General features: G+C 59.7%; 15 protein-coding genes. 11 read left to right on the forward strand and 4 right to left on the reverse strand.

Translation table 11 applies throughout. The annotated features are described in order from the left end of the window. Positions 1 to 152: 152 nt before the first annotated feature. Positions 153 to 860: a ParB-like protein gene (locus tag AACQ43_RS15270; protein WP_011707381.1), complete on the forward strand. Its 708-nt coding sequence runs from the start codon at positions 153 to 155 to the stop codon at positions 858 to 860. A gap of 51 nt (positions 861 to 911) precedes the next feature. Here AACQ43_RS15270 and AACQ43_RS15275 read toward each other — a convergent pair whose 3' ends face one another. Further along, the gene (locus tag AACQ43_RS15275; RefSeq protein WP_135318974.1) at positions 912 to 1,577 is read right to left on the reverse strand and encodes a CatB-related O-acetyltransferase; all 666 of its coding nucleotides are present in this window, start codon (positions 1,575 to 1,577) and stop codon (positions 912 to 914) included. Between the two features lie 290 nt (positions 1,578 to 1,867). Here AACQ43_RS15275 and AACQ43_RS15280 point away from each other — a divergent pair, with 290 nt between their 5' ends. Further along, complete coding sequence (locus tag AACQ43_RS15280; RefSeq protein WP_011707379.1) at positions 1,868 to 2,296, forward strand: DUF2753 domain-containing protein; 429 nt, start codon at positions 1,868 to 1,870, stop codon at positions 2,294 to 2,296. 3 nt (positions 2,297 to 2,299) lie between these two features. Here the strand turns inward: AACQ43_RS15280 and AACQ43_RS15285 are convergent, their stop codons facing one another. Further along, positions 2,300 to 3,049, reverse strand: coding sequence for an enoyl-CoA hydratase-related protein (locus tag AACQ43_RS15285; protein WP_041216522.1), 750 nt, complete (start codon positions 3,047 to 3,049; stop codon positions 2,300 to 2,302). Positions 3,050 to 3,138: 89 nt separating this feature from the next. Between AACQ43_RS15285 and AACQ43_RS15290 the strand changes: the two genes are divergently transcribed. The 3 genes from AACQ43_RS15290 (at position 3,139) to AACQ43_RS15300 (ending at position 5,046) form a co-directional block, all read left to right on the forward strand. Further along, positions 3,139 to 3,579 carry a copper chaperone PCu(A)C gene (locus AACQ43_RS15290; protein WP_011707377.1) on the forward strand — a complete coding sequence of 147 codons (441 nt, stop codon included), beginning with the start codon at positions 3,139 to 3,141 and terminating at the stop codon, positions 3,577 to 3,579. Positions 3,580 to 3,674: 95 nt separating this feature from the next. Further along, positions 3,675 to 4,304, forward strand: a complete 630-nt coding sequence (locus AACQ43_RS15295; RefSeq protein ID WP_011707376.1) for a TIGR04219 family outer membrane beta-barrel protein — start codon at positions 3,675 to 3,677, stop codon at positions 4,302 to 4,304. 64 nt (positions 4,305 to 4,368) lie between these two features. Beyond that, on the forward strand, positions 4,369 to 5,046 hold the full coding sequence (locus tag AACQ43_RS15300) for an SDR family oxidoreductase (RefSeq protein WP_011707375.1): 678 nt from the start codon (positions 4,369 to 4,371) through the stop codon (positions 5,044 to 5,046). Between the two features lie 85 nt (positions 5,047 to 5,131). On the opposite strand, the gene AACQ43_RS15305 is transcribed toward AACQ43_RS15300, so the two are convergent. Together AACQ43_RS15305 and AACQ43_RS15310 are read right to left on the reverse strand one after the other, a co-directional pair. After that, complete coding sequence (locus tag AACQ43_RS15305) at positions 5,132 to 6,856, reverse strand: proline--tRNA ligase (protein WP_168967792.1); 1,725 nt, start codon at positions 6,854 to 6,856, stop codon at positions 5,132 to 5,134. A 135-nt stretch (positions 6,857 to 6,991) separates the two neighbouring features. After that, positions 6,992 to 9,001: a methyl-accepting chemotaxis protein gene (locus tag AACQ43_RS15310; RefSeq protein ID WP_168967793.1), complete on the reverse strand. Its 2,010-nt coding sequence runs from the start codon at positions 8,999 to 9,001 to the stop codon at positions 6,992 to 6,994. Between the two features lie 238 nt (positions 9,002 to 9,239). Here AACQ43_RS15310 and ruvA point away from each other — a divergent pair, with 238 nt between their 5' ends. From ruvA to AACQ43_RS15340, 6 genes are all read left to right on the forward strand, one after another. Further along, positions 9,240 to 9,854, forward strand: coding sequence for a Holliday junction branch migration protein RuvA (ruvA, locus tag AACQ43_RS15315; RefSeq protein ID WP_011707372.1), 615 nt, complete (start codon positions 9,240 to 9,242; stop codon positions 9,852 to 9,854). An 8-nt stretch (positions 9,855 to 9,862) separates the two neighbouring features. Continuing rightward, positions 9,863 to 10,873, forward strand: coding sequence for a Holliday junction branch migration DNA helicase RuvB (ruvB, locus tag AACQ43_RS15320; protein WP_168967794.1), 1,011 nt, complete (start codon positions 9,863 to 9,865; stop codon positions 10,871 to 10,873). Positions 10,874 to 11,808: 935 nt separating this feature from the next. Continuing rightward, positions 11,809 to 13,365, forward strand: a complete 1,557-nt coding sequence (gene cydA / locus AACQ43_RS15325; RefSeq protein WP_076361804.1) for a cytochrome ubiquinol oxidase subunit I — start codon at positions 11,809 to 11,811, stop codon at positions 13,363 to 13,365. Between the two features lie 12 nt (positions 13,366 to 13,377). Continuing rightward, positions 13,378 to 14,514 carry a cytochrome d ubiquinol oxidase subunit II gene (gene cydB / locus AACQ43_RS15330; protein ID WP_076361803.1) on the forward strand — a complete coding sequence of 379 codons (1,137 nt, stop codon included), beginning with the start codon at positions 13,378 to 13,380 and terminating at the stop codon, positions 14,512 to 14,514. A 14-nt stretch (positions 14,515 to 14,528) separates the two neighbouring features. Beyond that, positions 14,529 to 14,645: a cytochrome bd-I oxidase subunit CydX gene (gene cydX, locus AACQ43_RS15335; RefSeq protein WP_005304933.1), complete on the forward strand. Its 117-nt coding sequence runs from the start codon at positions 14,529 to 14,531 to the stop codon at positions 14,643 to 14,645. Beyond that, positions 14,632 to 14,943 carry a cyd operon YbgE family protein gene (locus tag AACQ43_RS15340; protein ID WP_039213707.1) on the forward strand — a complete coding sequence of 104 codons (312 nt, stop codon included), beginning with the start codon at positions 14,632 to 14,634 and terminating at the stop codon, positions 14,941 to 14,943. Before cydX ends, AACQ43_RS15340 begins: the two co-directional genes overlap by 14 nt. The last annotated feature ends 49 nt before the right edge of the window (positions 14,944 to 14,992 follow it).

Genomic DNA, 14,992 nt, shown 5'->3' on the forward strand with positions numbered 1-14,992 from the left:
TGAAGCGGGGAGAAAACTCGGCGAGAAGTGATCGCCGACAGACGGGAAATCATGATATCCCGTTTGCTGGTCAGACCGCCAGTATGAGTCCCTTGGTTGAGGGAACTCCCCGGCATCTTATTTGACCCGCCATTCGGGCAGAGGAGTGAGCAATGAGAACATGGATCCTGTTGGCCCTGGCCATCAGTCAGGGGGCCTGGGCACTGGCGCCGTGTGAGCGCGAGAGTCAGGTTGGCAGCTGGTGCGAGGTGAACATAGATCAGCTGCATCCGACCCAGGGTGGCGTGGGCCAGATCCAGGTCGACAACACCCAGGCCGAGCTGGCGGGCAAGAGTGCAAAGCAGCTCGACAAGCTGATGAAAAAGAAAGAGATCCCCATCGTCATTGCGCCCGATGGCGGTTACTGGCTGGTGGACAGGCACCATCTGACCAAGGCGCTGTGGCAGTCTGGTGTGAAGCAGGTGCGGGTCAAGGTGATCGCCAGGTTGCAGGACAAGGAGAACTTTTGGAGCCAGATGCAGTGCAACCACTGGGCCTGGCTCAAGGATGAAAAGGGCGGTGCACTGACGCCGCAGCAACTGCCGGCCCACATCGGTGAACTGCCGGATTACCCCTATCGGACGGTGGCCGGGCTGCTGCAGGATGCGGGCTATTTCGACAAGCGTGAGCAGGTCTACTTCGTCGAGTTTGCCTGGGCCAGCTGGCTCGGCCAGCAGATGGACTGGCTGCCGGTCGACAGCGCCAACCTGGCGGATCGCCTCTATCAGGCCAAGCGGCTGGCGTGCAGCAGCAAGGCGGCGGATCTGCCCGGTTATCCCGGCAAGCAGTGCCGGGTCAATCAGTCGCGCAGCGGCAACTGAGGGGATAGCCGCTATCAAAGCAATTGCGGGAGGCCAATGCCCCCCGCTTCGTCATGATGGTTGCCGGGTCTGCTGCCAGTGCGCGGCAGCCTGTTCCAGCAGGGCCACTTCGCCTTGCTGGATCAGCGGCAGCAAGGCCTGCACCTGGGCATCTGGCCACTCCCACCAGGCCAGCGCCTGCAAGCGGGTAATCTCCTCCTCAGCAAAGCGCATCCTGATCACTTTGGCCGGCGTACCGGCCACCATGGCATAGGGCGGCACATCCTGATTGACCAGGGCGCGCGCCGCGATGATGGCACCGTCGCCGAGGGTGACCCCCGGCATGATCATGGCGTCCATGCCGATCCAGACGTCGTTGCCGATGCGGGTGTCGCCGGCAGGGCGATAGCTGCGCTGGAGGGCATCAAGATCGGCAAACGGGTAGGTGCTGATGAAGTCGGCATTGTGGGTGTGGTTGCCGCCCATCAGGATCTTCACCCCGGCGGCTATTTGCACATAGTCGCCGATATGCAGCTGATCGATGTGCCAGAGCGGTTCCCAGCCGGTCTCCGGGCTGCGGCTGAAGTTGTCGCCGTACAGATAGCGCACGGCGGCCTCTTCAAACGGGCCGTCCCAGGCGCCGGAGTAGTAGCTGTGGCGCCCCTTCAGGTGGATATTGGGGTTGCTCACCGTCAGGTGCAGGTACTCGACTTGCGACCAGTGTTGGCAGGGTTTCATGGTTGTCTCCTCGTTCAAATGGATAGGGTGGATGACGCGAGGAGCGCAGCTAATAGATCCAGACCAGCAGGCGGGGCACGCACAGGGTCGAGCAGCCCAGATCCTGGGGTAAACGGGGTCGCAGCATGGAGTGTGCGGGTCCTGAAGGGGGGAGCGGTATGGTAAGCCATATGGGGATGGGGGCCAAGCCAACCGTTGCCATCTGGTCAAAACCTGCACGAAATGTCGGGTTGATATTCATTCTCAACTGGGCATGATAAAAGTCCCACCCATCAACCTGGGAGATCGGCATGACCCATCAAATCTGGCAGCGTTACATGCTGGAGGCTGAAAACGCACTGGGCGCGGGCGCGCTCGGCACCGCCATCTGCCTCTATCAGCAGGCCCTCGCCGAGGTATACGAACTGAGTGACGGCGAGCTGGACGAGTTGGCCAGCATGAGGGTGGCGACCTGCCACCGGCTGGCCGACTTCTGGCGCGCCATGGAGGAGCCGGCCTACGAGCTGCGCTACCTCAAGCTGGCCTCCGAGCTGGTGACGGCGTTGGTGCCCCAGTGCCCGAACCAGGAGTGCGAATCCCTCATCAGCGAACTGGGTTGCTGTCGGGCGGCGCTGCTCTCTTTCCTCAAGCGCCATCCCAATCCCGACATCGCCCGCTTGATCCAGCTGCAGGATCAGGTGCAGGGCTGCGAACTGATCGGCCGTTTTCGCCTCAACTGAGGATCATTTACGGCCTTTGAGGCGCTGGGCGATCCGCGTTTGTGCCTCTTCCCCCTGCAGGGCGAGGGAGAAGGCGCGCGCCTCCAGATCAATGACGAAGTGCACCGCCTGCCTGAGCTCCTGCTTGAGCAGCGCCTTGCTCTTTTGCAGCGCCTTCGGCGCCTTGGCTGCCAGCTTCAAACCCTGTTCCCGGGCAAAGGGGAGCAGCGCTTCGGCCGCCAGCACCCGGTTGGCGAGCCCCAGCCGCAGTGCCTCGTCGGCATCGATGGCTTCGGCCAGCAGCAACAGCTCCGCTGCCTTCAAGTGGCCCACACTGCGTGGCAGCAGCAGGCTGGAGGCAAACTCCGGCACCAGCCCCAGCTCGACGAAGGGCAGTTGCAGGCGGGCATTGTCGGCCAGATAGACCAGATCGCAGTGCAGCAGCAGGGTGGTGCCAATCCCCACCGCCGCACCGCCAACCGCGGCGATCACCGGTTTCGGGAAGTCGGCCAGGGTGTGGAGGAACTGCAAGATGGGATCGTCCGCCTCCAGGGTCTCTTTCCCCACGAAGTCGGCCAGATCATTGCCGGCAGTAAAGCAGTCGCTCTGCCCCTGGATGAGCAGGGCATGGATGGCGTCATCTTCCGTCGCTTGTCGCAAGGCGTCGGTGAGCGCACGATACATGGCGGTATTGAGGGCATTGCGCTTGTCGGGACGATTGAGGGTCAGGGTGAGCAAGCCATCCTGCTGCTCGACAATGATAATGGGGTCCATGTCTAAATCCTTGTTATTGCTGGCTGTCAAAAGCTTACCGCTGCGGTAATCTTTGCTGCGTTTAACAACATCATAAAAGGATTTCAACCATGTTTAAACGTGCGTTCTATTCCCTGCTGGCCTTGGGGCTGGCTGCTCCCGCCCTGGCCAAGGTCGAGGCTGTCGACGGCTATGTGCGCCTGCTGCCGCCGGGCTCGCCCAACACCGCCGCCTTTCTGGTACTGAAGAATGATGCCGATCAGCCGGTCAAGTTGGTGGCTGCCGCCTCGCCCGAGGTGGGCCGCGCCGAGCTGCACACCCATCTGCATGAGAACGGTGTGATGAAGATGCGCCAGGTCGAGAGCATTGAGGTGCCGGCCAAGGGCGAAGTTGCGCTCAAACCTGGCAGCTTTCACATCATGCTGTTCGAGGTGCGCGAGCTCTCCCAGGGCACCCCTTTCCCGCTGACATTGACCATGGATGATGGCCAGAAGTTGGAGTTGAGCCTGCCGGTGAAGCCGATTGAACCCATGGCCGGCATGCAGCACTGACATTAATGGACGCTTGTTCAGTTTTTTACACTGTGTATTCCCGTCGCACTGGGTAAAATGATGGCCTTTCCAGTCCATAGATAGAGAGTGACGTGATGAAGAAGACCTTGATTGCCGGTTGCGTACTGGCCCTGTTCAGCCAGGCTGCCATGGCTGCCGATGACTGGCGTTTCGCTGCCGGTACCGATGTATGGAATGCTCAGGGCAGCGGCCAGATCAACGGTGTCGGGGCCAACGGCAGCTACGACGAGAACTACAACTGGAGCGGCTACCTGCAACTGGAGCACGGCATCATCCTGCTGCCCAATGCCAAGTTCGAGATCTCCGATTTCGGTACCAGCGGCGGCGCCCTCAACAACGATCTGATGGCTTATGATCTGAGCCTCTACTATCGCCTGTTCAACAACGACCTGTTCCAGATCGATCTGGGTCTGACCGGTCGTCGCTACGATGGTGATTTCAACACCCAGCACTACTCCTATGACAAGGACGTGCTGATGGCCTACACCGGCGCCGAAGTGCGCATCCCGGGTACCGGTTTTGCCGCCTTCGGCGATGCCCGCGTGCAGGATGCCGACAACTACGACTACCGTCTGGGTGGCTCCTACAAGTTCGCGACCGTACCGCTCAAGGTGCGTGCCGGCTGGCGTGATGCGAGCATGGACTTCGATCGCGTTGACCAGCGGGTCGACGGCTGGTTCATCGGTGGCGAATTCACCTTCTAATTCCGGCAACGGCTGATGACGATGCCCCCATCATCCCGATGGCGGCATCCGACGAGGAAAGAGCATGGGTCATATCATAGTGACGGGGGCGGGGTCCGGTCTGGGCCGGGCGCTCACCATAGGTCTGGTTGAACGCGGTCATCAGGTCTCCATGATGGGGCGTCGTTATCAGAGGCTGCAGGAGCAGGAGGAGTTGCTCGGCAAGGCGGTGATCGGCATCGCCGCCGATCTGGCCCACCACGAGGAAGTGGACGTGGCGTTCGCCGCTGCGGTTGAGTGGGGCGGCCTGCCCGAGCTGGTGCTGCACTGTGCCGGTGTGGGCGAGTTCGGCCCGGTCGGCGTCTATACCGCCGAGCAGATCCGCCGGGTGGTGGAGAGCAACCTCATCTCCACCATTCTGGTGGCCCAGCAGACGGTGCGCCTCATTGGCGACAAGGGCGGCGTGCTGGCCAACGTGCTCTCCTCCGCCGCCCAGGTGGGCAAGGCCAACGAGAGCCTCTACTGCGCCTCCAAATGGGGCATGCGCGGTTTTCTGGAGTCGTTGCGGGCCGAGCTGAAAGGCTCGCCGCTGCGGCTGGTGAACCTCTATCCGAGCGGGATCCGCAGTGAATTCTGGGACAACTCGGATCACGTGGACAGCAGCGGCTTCATGACCCCGGAAGATGCCGCCGCCTACATGCTGGATGCGCTGGAAGCCAGAAGCAGCTGCCATGTGACCGATCTCTTCATCGGTCGCAACTAGCTGCGGCCAGCCTCGCCTCTGCCCTGCGGCAGAAAACAAAAAGCGCGCCTAATGGCGCGCTTTTTTATGGGGGCAAGGGGCGGAATTAACGGCCCAGCTTGGCCTTGAGCAGGGCAACGATCTCGCTGATTGCCACTTCCTGCTTCTCGCCGGTGCGGCGGCACTTGTACTCCACCACGTCGTTGTCCAGACCGCGGTCGCCGATGACGATGGCGTGCGGCACACCCAGCAGCTCCATGTCGGCGAACATCACGCCCGGGCGCTCTTTACGGTCGTCGAACAGCACATCCACACCGGCGGCTTTCAGCTCGGTGTAGAACTGCTGAGCCTGCTCGGCCACGCGCTCGGATTTGTGCATGTTCATCGGCACGATGGCCACTTCGAACGGGGCGATGGCTTCCGGCCAGATGATGCCGTACTGGTCGTTGTTCTGCTCGATGGCGGCAGCCACCAGACGGGAAACCCCGATACCGTAGCAACCCATCTCCATGGTGACGGACTTGCCGCCTTCATTCAGCACGCTCGCCTTCATCGCTTCGGAGTACTTGGTACCCAGCTGGAAGATATGGCCCACTTCAATGCCGCGCTTGAGCAGCAGCTTGCCATGGCCGCACGGGCTCGGATCGCCTTCCACCACGTTGCGCAGGTCGGCCACGTCATAGGAGGCGATATCGCGATCCCAGTTGGCACCGGTCAGGTGGAAACCGGTCTCGTTGGCGCCACAGACGAAGTCCGCCAGATGGGCGGCGCTGCGATCGGCGATGATGCGACCGGCAAAGCCGACCGGACCGATGGAGCCTGCGTCGCAACCGGCGGCAGCCTTGATCTGCTCGTCGTTGGCGAAGGTCAGCGGGTTGGCAACACCCGGCAGCTTCTCGGCCTTGATTTCGTTCAGCTCGTGGTCGCCACGCAGTACCAGCGCAATGACGGCCTGGTTGCCGTGCTCGTCCTCTTCACCCAGCACCAGCAGGGTCTTGGCGATGGCGCTCGGCGCCACGTTCAGGAAGGCGGCCACTTCGTCGATGGTGTGGACGGCCGGGGTTGCGACCTTGGTCAGAGCCGCGGTGGCGGCAGGGCGCTCCCCAGCCGGTGCCAGCGCTTCGGCCATCTCGATGTTGGCGGCGTAATCTGATGTATCGGAGAAGGCGATCAAGTCTTCACCGCTCTCGGCCAGCACCTGGAATTCGTGGGAGCCGGTACCACCGATGGAGCCGGTATCGGCCTGCACCGGACGGAAGTTCAGCCCCATGCGGGTGAACGCCTTGCAGTAGGCAGCGTGCATCTTCTCGTAGGTATCGACCAGAGATTCCTTGTCGATGTGAAAGGAGTAGGCGTCCTTCATCAGGAATTCGCGGCCGCGCATCACGCCGAAGCGGGGACGCACTTCATCGCGGAACTTGGTCTGGATCTGGTAGAGGTTGAGCGGCAGCTGCTTGTAGCTGTTCACTTCGTAACGCACCAGCGAGGTGATCACCTCTTCGTGGGTCGGACCCAGCACGAAGGGGCGGTTGTGACGGTCGGTCAGACGGCACAGCTCGGGACCGTAGTCATCCCAGCGGCCGGACTCCTGCCACAGCTCGGCGGGCTGCACCACCGGCATGGAGACTTCGATGGCACCAGCATTGTTCATCTCTTCGCGAACAATGTTCTCGATTTTTTTCAGAACCCGCAGACCGGACGGCAGCCAGGCATACATGCCGGAGGCCAGTTTGCGGATCATGCCGGCGCGCAGCATCAGCTGGTGGCTGACGATCTCGGCATCGGACGGGGTTTCCTTGAGAGTGGAAAGCAGATATTGGCTGGTACGCATCGCGGTAGACCTTAGCTAAGACGGGCGGCTGGGCCCTGGATAATTTCAAGAGCGGAATTTTAACAGGCCGGACCCTGCGGCCCAAGGGCTAAATTCGTACGACGGGAGAAAGCGGGGGCATCGCCCCCGCGTTGGTCAGACCCGAAATTGCGACAGCAGGCGCTGTTGCAGCAGGCTGGCCTGATGCAGGGAGGAGGCGAGCTGCAGGCACTCCTGCGCCTCCTGCTCGCCAGTCTGGGCCTGCAAGCTGATGCCGGAGACCTTGTCCGAGGTGTGGCTGAGGGTATGGGAGAGCTGGCCGGTGGCATCGGCTACCTGTTGCACCATGTCCGCCAGATGGTCGATGGCCTCTTCCACCTTGAACAGGATCTGCCTGGTGTTGTCAGAGTCCTCCATGCCGGATTCCACCGTCTTCAGATTACGCTGCATCATCAGATAGGCTTTCTCGGTCTGTTGCTGGATGCTGTTGATCACCTCGGTTATTTCGGCGCTGGAGGAGGCGGTGCGATTGGCCAGGGTGCGAACCTCGTCGGCCACCACGGCAAAGCCGCGGCCCATCTCGCCGGCCCGGGCCGCCTCGATGGCGGCGTTGAGCGCCAGCAGGTTGGTCTGCTCCGAAATGCTGCTGATGGTGGAGATGATCTGGCCAATCTGGCTGGCCTGCTCCTTGAGGGCGTTGATAGCGTTGGCGCACTCGCCCACCTCCACCACTACCCGCTGCATGCCGTTGCTGGCGGAGGTCACGTATTGGCTGCTCTCGGCGGTGAGCTGGCGTACCTCGTTGGCGTTTTGGGCCGCCAGGCTGCAGTTATCCGAGATGGAGGTGGCGACCTGGACCATCTGCTCGCTGTCGTGGTGCAGTGCCTGGGCGTGTTCGGCGGTCTGGCGGCTGCTCTGGCTGATGGCTTCGACCCGGTTGACCGAGGTGTGGACGTGCTCGCTGATGTGTTGGTTGTTGTCCATGGTGGAGCTGATCATCTTCTGCAGTTTCTCGATAAAGCGATCCACGCTGCCGGCCAGCGAGCCAATCTCGTCGTCGCGCTTGAGATTGATGCGGGCATTGAGGTCGCCTTCGCCTGCCGCGATGTCCTGCATGCGTTGATTGACCTGCAGCAGGGGTTTGACGATGGTGCGCACCAGCCAGAAGCCGCACAGGGTCACTAGCAGCAGGCTCAACAGCAGACCCCCCAGCAGCAGGTTCTTGGTGTGGCTGATGATGCTGTTGAGCTGGTTCACCTGATCCTCGACCGTGGCGTCCCCCTTGGCCTCGACCTCGACCAGTTGCTGCTTGAGCTGGTCGGCGCTGCGTTCATAGTTGACCAGTTGGCTCTGATACTCGCCCAGTGCCGCCATCCACTGCACCATCAGCCGCTGCACCTCGGTGTGCAAGGTGCGGTACTGGGTTGCCAGCGACTGGCCGGCAAACTCTCCTTCGCCGGGCACATCAAACATGCCGGTACCCAGCATGGCGTCGACCGCCTCCTGATAGAAACGGGTCGCCTCCTTCATCTCGGCCTGGATGGCGGGAGTCGGCCCTTCGCTCTGCATTTTCTCCAGTGCATAGAGCTGGCGCAGGAAGCCGATGTTGGCCTCCATACCGCCATCGGCAGCATGCCAGCGGGTAGCCAGACCGCCATTCCAGCTGATGGCCTGATCCGGCGACTGGGTCAGGCTCTCGACCGCGCCGTCCCCCACCACCTCAAGCTGGGTCGAGAGGCGGGACATGCGCTCCGAGCTGGCGCGTAGCGCCTGATCGACGCTGGTAAAGGCCTTGTAGAGTCCCAGCAACTGCTCCTGTTGCTGCTGATAGGCCAGATGTTGCTGCTCCATCGCGTTGATGGCGCTGGCGTCAATCAGCCGGCCTTCCCCCACCCGGCGCATGGCGTCGGCGGTGGCCGCTCTGGCGCGTTGCAGCTCCGGCTCGTCGAGCGGCATCCCTCTGAGCATCTTCTGGATATAGAGCGACTGGTTGCCTAGCTCGATGGACCCTTCCATGGCGCCGTCGGCAGTCTGCCAAGCGGCGCCCAACACATAGGAGAGCAAGTCCGCCAGCCGCTGGCTGCCATACCAGCCGACGATACCCATCCCCAGCGTGCAGCTGAGCAGAATGGTCAGCCCGAGATTCGATGTGGTGACAATTTTCATGATGCAGGACCTTCCTTGGTTCCGAACAAACCCAATTCAGTGTTTTATCAATGGCTGAAATCCGCCATTCCCGATGAAAAATAAAGTTGTTGCCATGCCCGGATCCAAGCATGGCTGGCAATGGGCGAACGTGCCGAGAATCCGCCCCGCTCCTCATCGCCCTATGCTGGATACTTATCCAGTTATTCTTTATGCTATGAGCCAATTTACAGATAGCTGGTTTGGCGAGGAGAGAGCCGTGATTGGTCGCTTGAGAGGCGTAGTCATTGAGAAACAACCCCCCGAGGTACTGTTGGAGGTCGGGGGCGTGGGCTATGAGGTACAGATGCCCATGAGCTGCTTCTATGATCTGCCCGAGATTGGCAAGGAGGCGACCATCCACACCCACTTCGTGGTGCGGGAAGATGCCCAACTGCTCTATGGCTTCAATCACAAGCAGGAGCGTGCGCTGTTTCGCGAGCTGATCAAGACCAACGGGGTCGGTCCCAAGCTGGCGCTGGCCATCCTCTCCGGCATGACCGCCACCCAGTTCGTGCTGAGCGTCGAGCGCGAAGAGATCAGCTCCCTGGTCAAGTTGCCGGGAGTGGGCAAGAAGACCGCCGAGCGGCTGGTGGTGGAGATGAAGGACCGCCTCAAGGGTTGGGTCAGCCACGATCTCTTCTCGCCTGCCGAGATCACCCTGCCTGCCAGAGAGAGTGCCCTGCGGGCGCCGGATTCGAGCGAAGAGGCGGCCAGCGCGCTGGTGGCGCTTGGCTACAAGCCGCAGCAGGCCAGCCAGATCGTCAGCAAGGTCGCTGCCGATGGCATGTCGGTGGAAGATATCATCCGTGAAGCACTGCGCAGCCTGGTGTGAGGTAGACAATGATTGAAGCGGATCGTCTCATCTCCGCCTCCGGCGGGCGGGAAGAGGAAGTCATCGATCGGGCCATCCGGCCCAAGCTGCTTGCCGATTACACCGGTCAGGATCCCGTCTGCGAGCAGATGGAGATCTTCATCGCTGCGGCGCGCCAGCGTGGCGAGGCGCTCGATCACCTGTTGATCTTCGGCCCGCCGGGGCTTGGCAAGACGACGCTGGCCAACATCGTTGCCAACGAGATGGGGGTCAACATCAAGACCACCTCCGGCCCGGTGCTGGAGAAAGCCGGCGATCTGGCGGCGCTGCTCACCAACCTCGAACCGAACGACGTGTTGTTCATCGACGAGATCCACCGCCTCAGTCCGGTGGTGGAGGAGGTGCTCTACCCGGCGATGGAGGATTACCAGCTCGACATCATGATCGGGGAGGGGCCCGCGGCCCGTTCCATCAAGCTCGATCTGCCTCCCTTCACCCTGATTGGTGCCACTACCCGGGCTGGCTCCCTCACCAGTCCGCTGCGGGATCGTTTTGGCATAGTGCAACGGCTCGAGTTCTACAACGTCAAGGACTTGACCGACATCGTCGCGCGCAGCGCCCGTTGCCTCGGGCTCGACATGACGGAAGACGGTGCACTGGAGGTGGCGCGTCGTTCGCGCGGTACGCCGCGAATTGCTAACCGTTTGTTGCGTCGGGTGCGCGATTTTGCTCAGGTAAAATCTGACGGCCGTATCGATGGACCCATAGCGGCCCGAGCCATGGACATGCTGGACGTGGATCATGAGGGTTTCGACTTCATGGACCGCAAGTTATTGTTGGCTGTGATAGACAAGTTTCTGGGCGGGCCAGTGGGGCTGGATAACCTGGCGGCTGCCATCGGGGAGGAGAAGGACACTATCGAGGATGTACTCGAGCCTTATCTGATCCAGCAGGGCTACTTGCAACGTACACCCAGAGGGCGGATCGCGACACCAAGAGCTTATGCGCATTTTGGCCTGCAACGGCCAGATGAAGGGTAAAAATAGTTGGTTGAACAAAAAACCGCCGCCAGAGGCGGTTTTTTGTTATCCGGGCAAAAAAAAGCCCACTGCGGATGCGGTGGGCAAAGACAATTCAGGATGGATGTTCACAGACAGTGAGTGCGTCTGGAGACAGACCGGTAAAAAACAGAGGAGCCGTCGCGAGGCCTCAGAGTCGGTTCATTTGATAGAGCTGCACGAACGAAAGCTTGTAGTAACGGATGGTTTTAGCAACAAACTTTTTCATCTTTGATTCCAATAAACAGGTTCGAAATGTTCATCGAATACGTACCGGGAACCCAGATTGACCGGCCTGTATCCAAGGGGATGCCCTCACTGCGAGGCGCATTGTAGGAGCTCTATCGGACTCGGACAAACAAGAAAAATTACCTATCTCAGATTAGATTAACTAATCATATTGCCGGCTTGTGGAATTAGCATGAACATGCGTTTTTAGTGGTTTTTAATTAGTTTTATTCGAACCCGACACAGCCACAGGAAACATTATGAAAACGACCTTGTCAGTTGTTTTTTAACAGAACCATTACTAATTGGTGATAAATATAAATTTGATTTAAATCAATGATTTGCGATCTTTGTTTTTTTGTGACGCAGCTCTCTAAAATAAATCTCATTAGCCGTTTAAATGCCTTTAAAAGGCATGTATTTATGATGGTTTTACATTGATTTCAATCAAATAAAGGTGATATAAAACTCAGGTCATTATGGGCGGGAATAAAGCAAGCTGAATTGTTTTGCAATTGTTAAACATTAGCTTTTTTTGTTCCTTGTTATTGCCTTGTTGTTAATGTGGTGGCAGTCGAATCCGGTCGTCAGTGCAAAACTGGAACATGACCGATAATTCGGGGACTTCCAACGGAAGCTTTGTCCTTAAAACTTAAAATAGCCGTGCCAATAATCGGTGAGGAAACATCATGATTGCTGAGCATGTGGTAGACCTATCGCGGTTCCAATTCGCTGCGACGGCCCTTTATCACTTCCTGTTTGTGCCCCTGACGCTCGGAATGGCCTTCATTCTGGCGATCATGGAGTCTGTCTATGTGATGACCAACAACCCTGTCTACCGGGACATGACCAAGTTCTGGGGCAAGTTGTTTGGTATCAACTTTGCCCTTGGGGTCACCACAGGGCTGACCATGGAGTTTCAGTTCGGTACCAACTGGGCTTACTACTCCCACTACGTCGGTGATATCTTCGGGGCCCCGCTGGCCATCGAAGGCTTGATGGCCTTCTTCCTGGAATCCACCTTCGTCGGTATGTTCTTCTTCGGTTGGGATCGCCTCTCCAAGCGTCAGCACCTGGCTGCGACCTGGCTGATGGCACTGGGGACCAACCTCTCCGCCCTCTGGATCCTGGTGGCCAACGGCTGGATGCAGAACCCGGTCGGTGCCGAGTTCAACTTCGAATCCATGCGGATGGAGATGGTGAGCTTCGCCGATCTGGTGTTCAACCCGGTTGCTCAGGTCAAGTTCGTGCATACCGTTGCGGCCGGCTACACCACGGGCGCCATGTTCGTGCTGGGTATCTCTTCCTACTACCTGCTCAAGCATCGTGATGTGGCCTTTGCCCGTCGCTCCTTCGCTATTGCAGCCGCTTTTGGTATGGCTTCCATCCTCTCCGTGCTGATCCTCGGTGACGAGTCCGGTTACGAGACCGGTGAAGTGCAGAAGGTGAAACTGGCGGCCATCGAGGCCGAGTGGAACACCGAGCCGGCACCTGCCTCCTTTACCCTGTTCGGCATTCCGAATCAGGAAGAGATGCGCACCGACTACGCCATCAAGATCCCCTATGCGCTCGGCATCATCGCCACTCGCTCCCTGGATGGTCAGGTCACCGGCCTCAAGGATCTGAAGAGCGAGCATGAGCTGCGCGTGCGCAACGGCATGACCGCCTACGACCTGCTGACCAAGCTGCAATCGGGCGACAAGTCCGACGATACCCGTGCCCGCTTCGATGAAGTGAAGCAGGATCTGGGCTACGGTCTGCTGCTCAAGCGCTACACCAACAACGTCACCGATGCCACTGACGAACAGATCAAGGCTGCCGTGGATGACTCCATCCCGCAGGTTGCGCCGCTGTTCTTCGCCTTCCGCATCATGGTTGCCTGCGGCATGCTGATGCTGCTGCTGATCGGTCTGGCCTTCTATGACAGCACCCGTCACAAGATCGGCGAGCGCAAATGGCTGCTCAAGGCGCTGCTGTACGGTATCCCCTTGCCCTGGATCGCCATCGAGTGTGGCTGGTTCGTCGCTGAGTATGGCCGTCAGCCCTGGACCATCGCTGAAGTGCTGCCGACCTCCGTCTCTGCATCCAATGTGCCGGCGTCCGAGATCTGGTTCTCCCTGATCGGGATCTGCCTGTTCTATACCGTACTGCTGATCATCGAGATGTACCTGATGTTCAAGTACGCGCGTCTGGGCCCAAGCAGCCTGAAGACGGGCAAGTACCACTTCGAACAGAGCAAGGCATAAGGAGAGTAACCCATGTTTGATTACGAAATGTTGCGTCTGGTCTGGTGGGTGCTGGTCGGTGTCTTGCTGATCGGTTTCGCCATCACCGACGGCTTCGATATGGGGGTGGGCGCGCTGCTCCCCTTCGTCGGCAAGAAGGATGTCGAGCGTCGGGTGATGCTCAACACCATGGGACCGCACTGGGAAGGCAACCAGGTATGGCTGGTGACTGCCGGTGGTGCCCTGTTTGCCGCTTGGCCCATGGTCTATGCTGCAGCCTTCTCCGGCTTCTACATCGCCATGATCCTGACGCTGATGGCCCTGTTCTTCCGTCCGGTCGGTTTCAAGTACCGCTCCCTGCGTGAAGACGCCAAGTGGCGCAGCAACTGGGACTGGGCGCTGTTCGCCGGCAGTGCCGTACCGCCCATCGTGTTTGGCGTGGCATTCGGCAACCTGCTGCAGGGCGTACCGTTCGACTTCAACCAGTTCATGATGCTGACCTATCACGGCAACTTCTTCGGTCTGCTCAATCCCTTCGGCCTGCTGGCCGGCCTGGTGAGCCTGTTCATGCTGGTCACTCAGGGTGCGACCTGGCTGATGATGAAGACCGACGGTGAAGTGCTGGCCCGCTCCCGCACTGCCGCCATGATCTGCTCGCTGCTGACGCTGGTGCTGTTCGGTCTGGCCGGTTTCTGGGTCAGCGGCATGGAAGGCTATGTGGTGGTCAAGGCAGCCGCGACCGATGCCGTTTCCAATCCGATGAACAAGGAAGTGGTGCGTCAGGCCGGAGCCTGGATGAACAACTACAGCCTCTATCCCTGGATGGTTGCAGCGCCGGTGCTGGGTCTGGCCATGAGCCTGCTGACCGCACTGTTCGCCAAACTGAACAAGGGCTGGCTGGCGTTCACTACGTCCTCCCTGGCGGTTGCCGGCGTGATCCTGACTGCAGGCTTCTCCATGTTCCCGTTCGTGATGCCTTCCAGTCTTGAGCCGTCACTGAGCCTGACCATGTGGGATGCCACTGCCTCCTTCAACACCCTCAAGGTGATGACGGTGGCGGCTGCCATCTTCGTACCGATTGTGCTGGGTTATACCCTGTGGACCTACATCAAGATGTTCGGCCGGGTGACCAGCAAGCACATCGAAGACAACCAACAATCGCTCTACTAAGAAGGTGCCCTGATATGTGGTATTTCACCTGGATCCTGGGTCTGTTGCTGGCTTGCGCATTCGGCATCATCAATGCGCTCTGGCTGGAGCACACCGAGAACATGGATCGCCAGATCGATGAGAACAAGTGATCGACTCGCCCGGTTGGCCGCTCCATTGGAGCGCCAACCCTGGCAGGGGTTGATGCTGTTGGCGGCGGCCCTGTTGGCCGTCGCCATTTTACAGGCTCCCAACCTGGTGGCCGCCAATACCAGCGAGCACGGGCTCTGGCTCGCGCCCTGGCTGATGTGGGCGGTCTGTTGTGGCGTCATGCATGGGCTGGGATTTCACCCCCGCAGCCTCATCGGTCGTGTGCTGTTTTGCCCCTGGCTCGCCTGGCCCAGTTTGTTATATGGGCTCTGGTTGACCCAAGGCTATTTCCTTTCATAAAAAACGGGGGGAGGCAGGATTTCCCTGCTTCCCCCTGCTTCTTTCCTAT

This window comes from Aeromonas sp. DNRA1 (genome assembly GCF_963888745.1).
GTDB classification, from domain to species: Bacteria; Pseudomonadota; Gammaproteobacteria; order Enterobacterales; family Aeromonadaceae; genus Aeromonas; species Aeromonas hydrophila.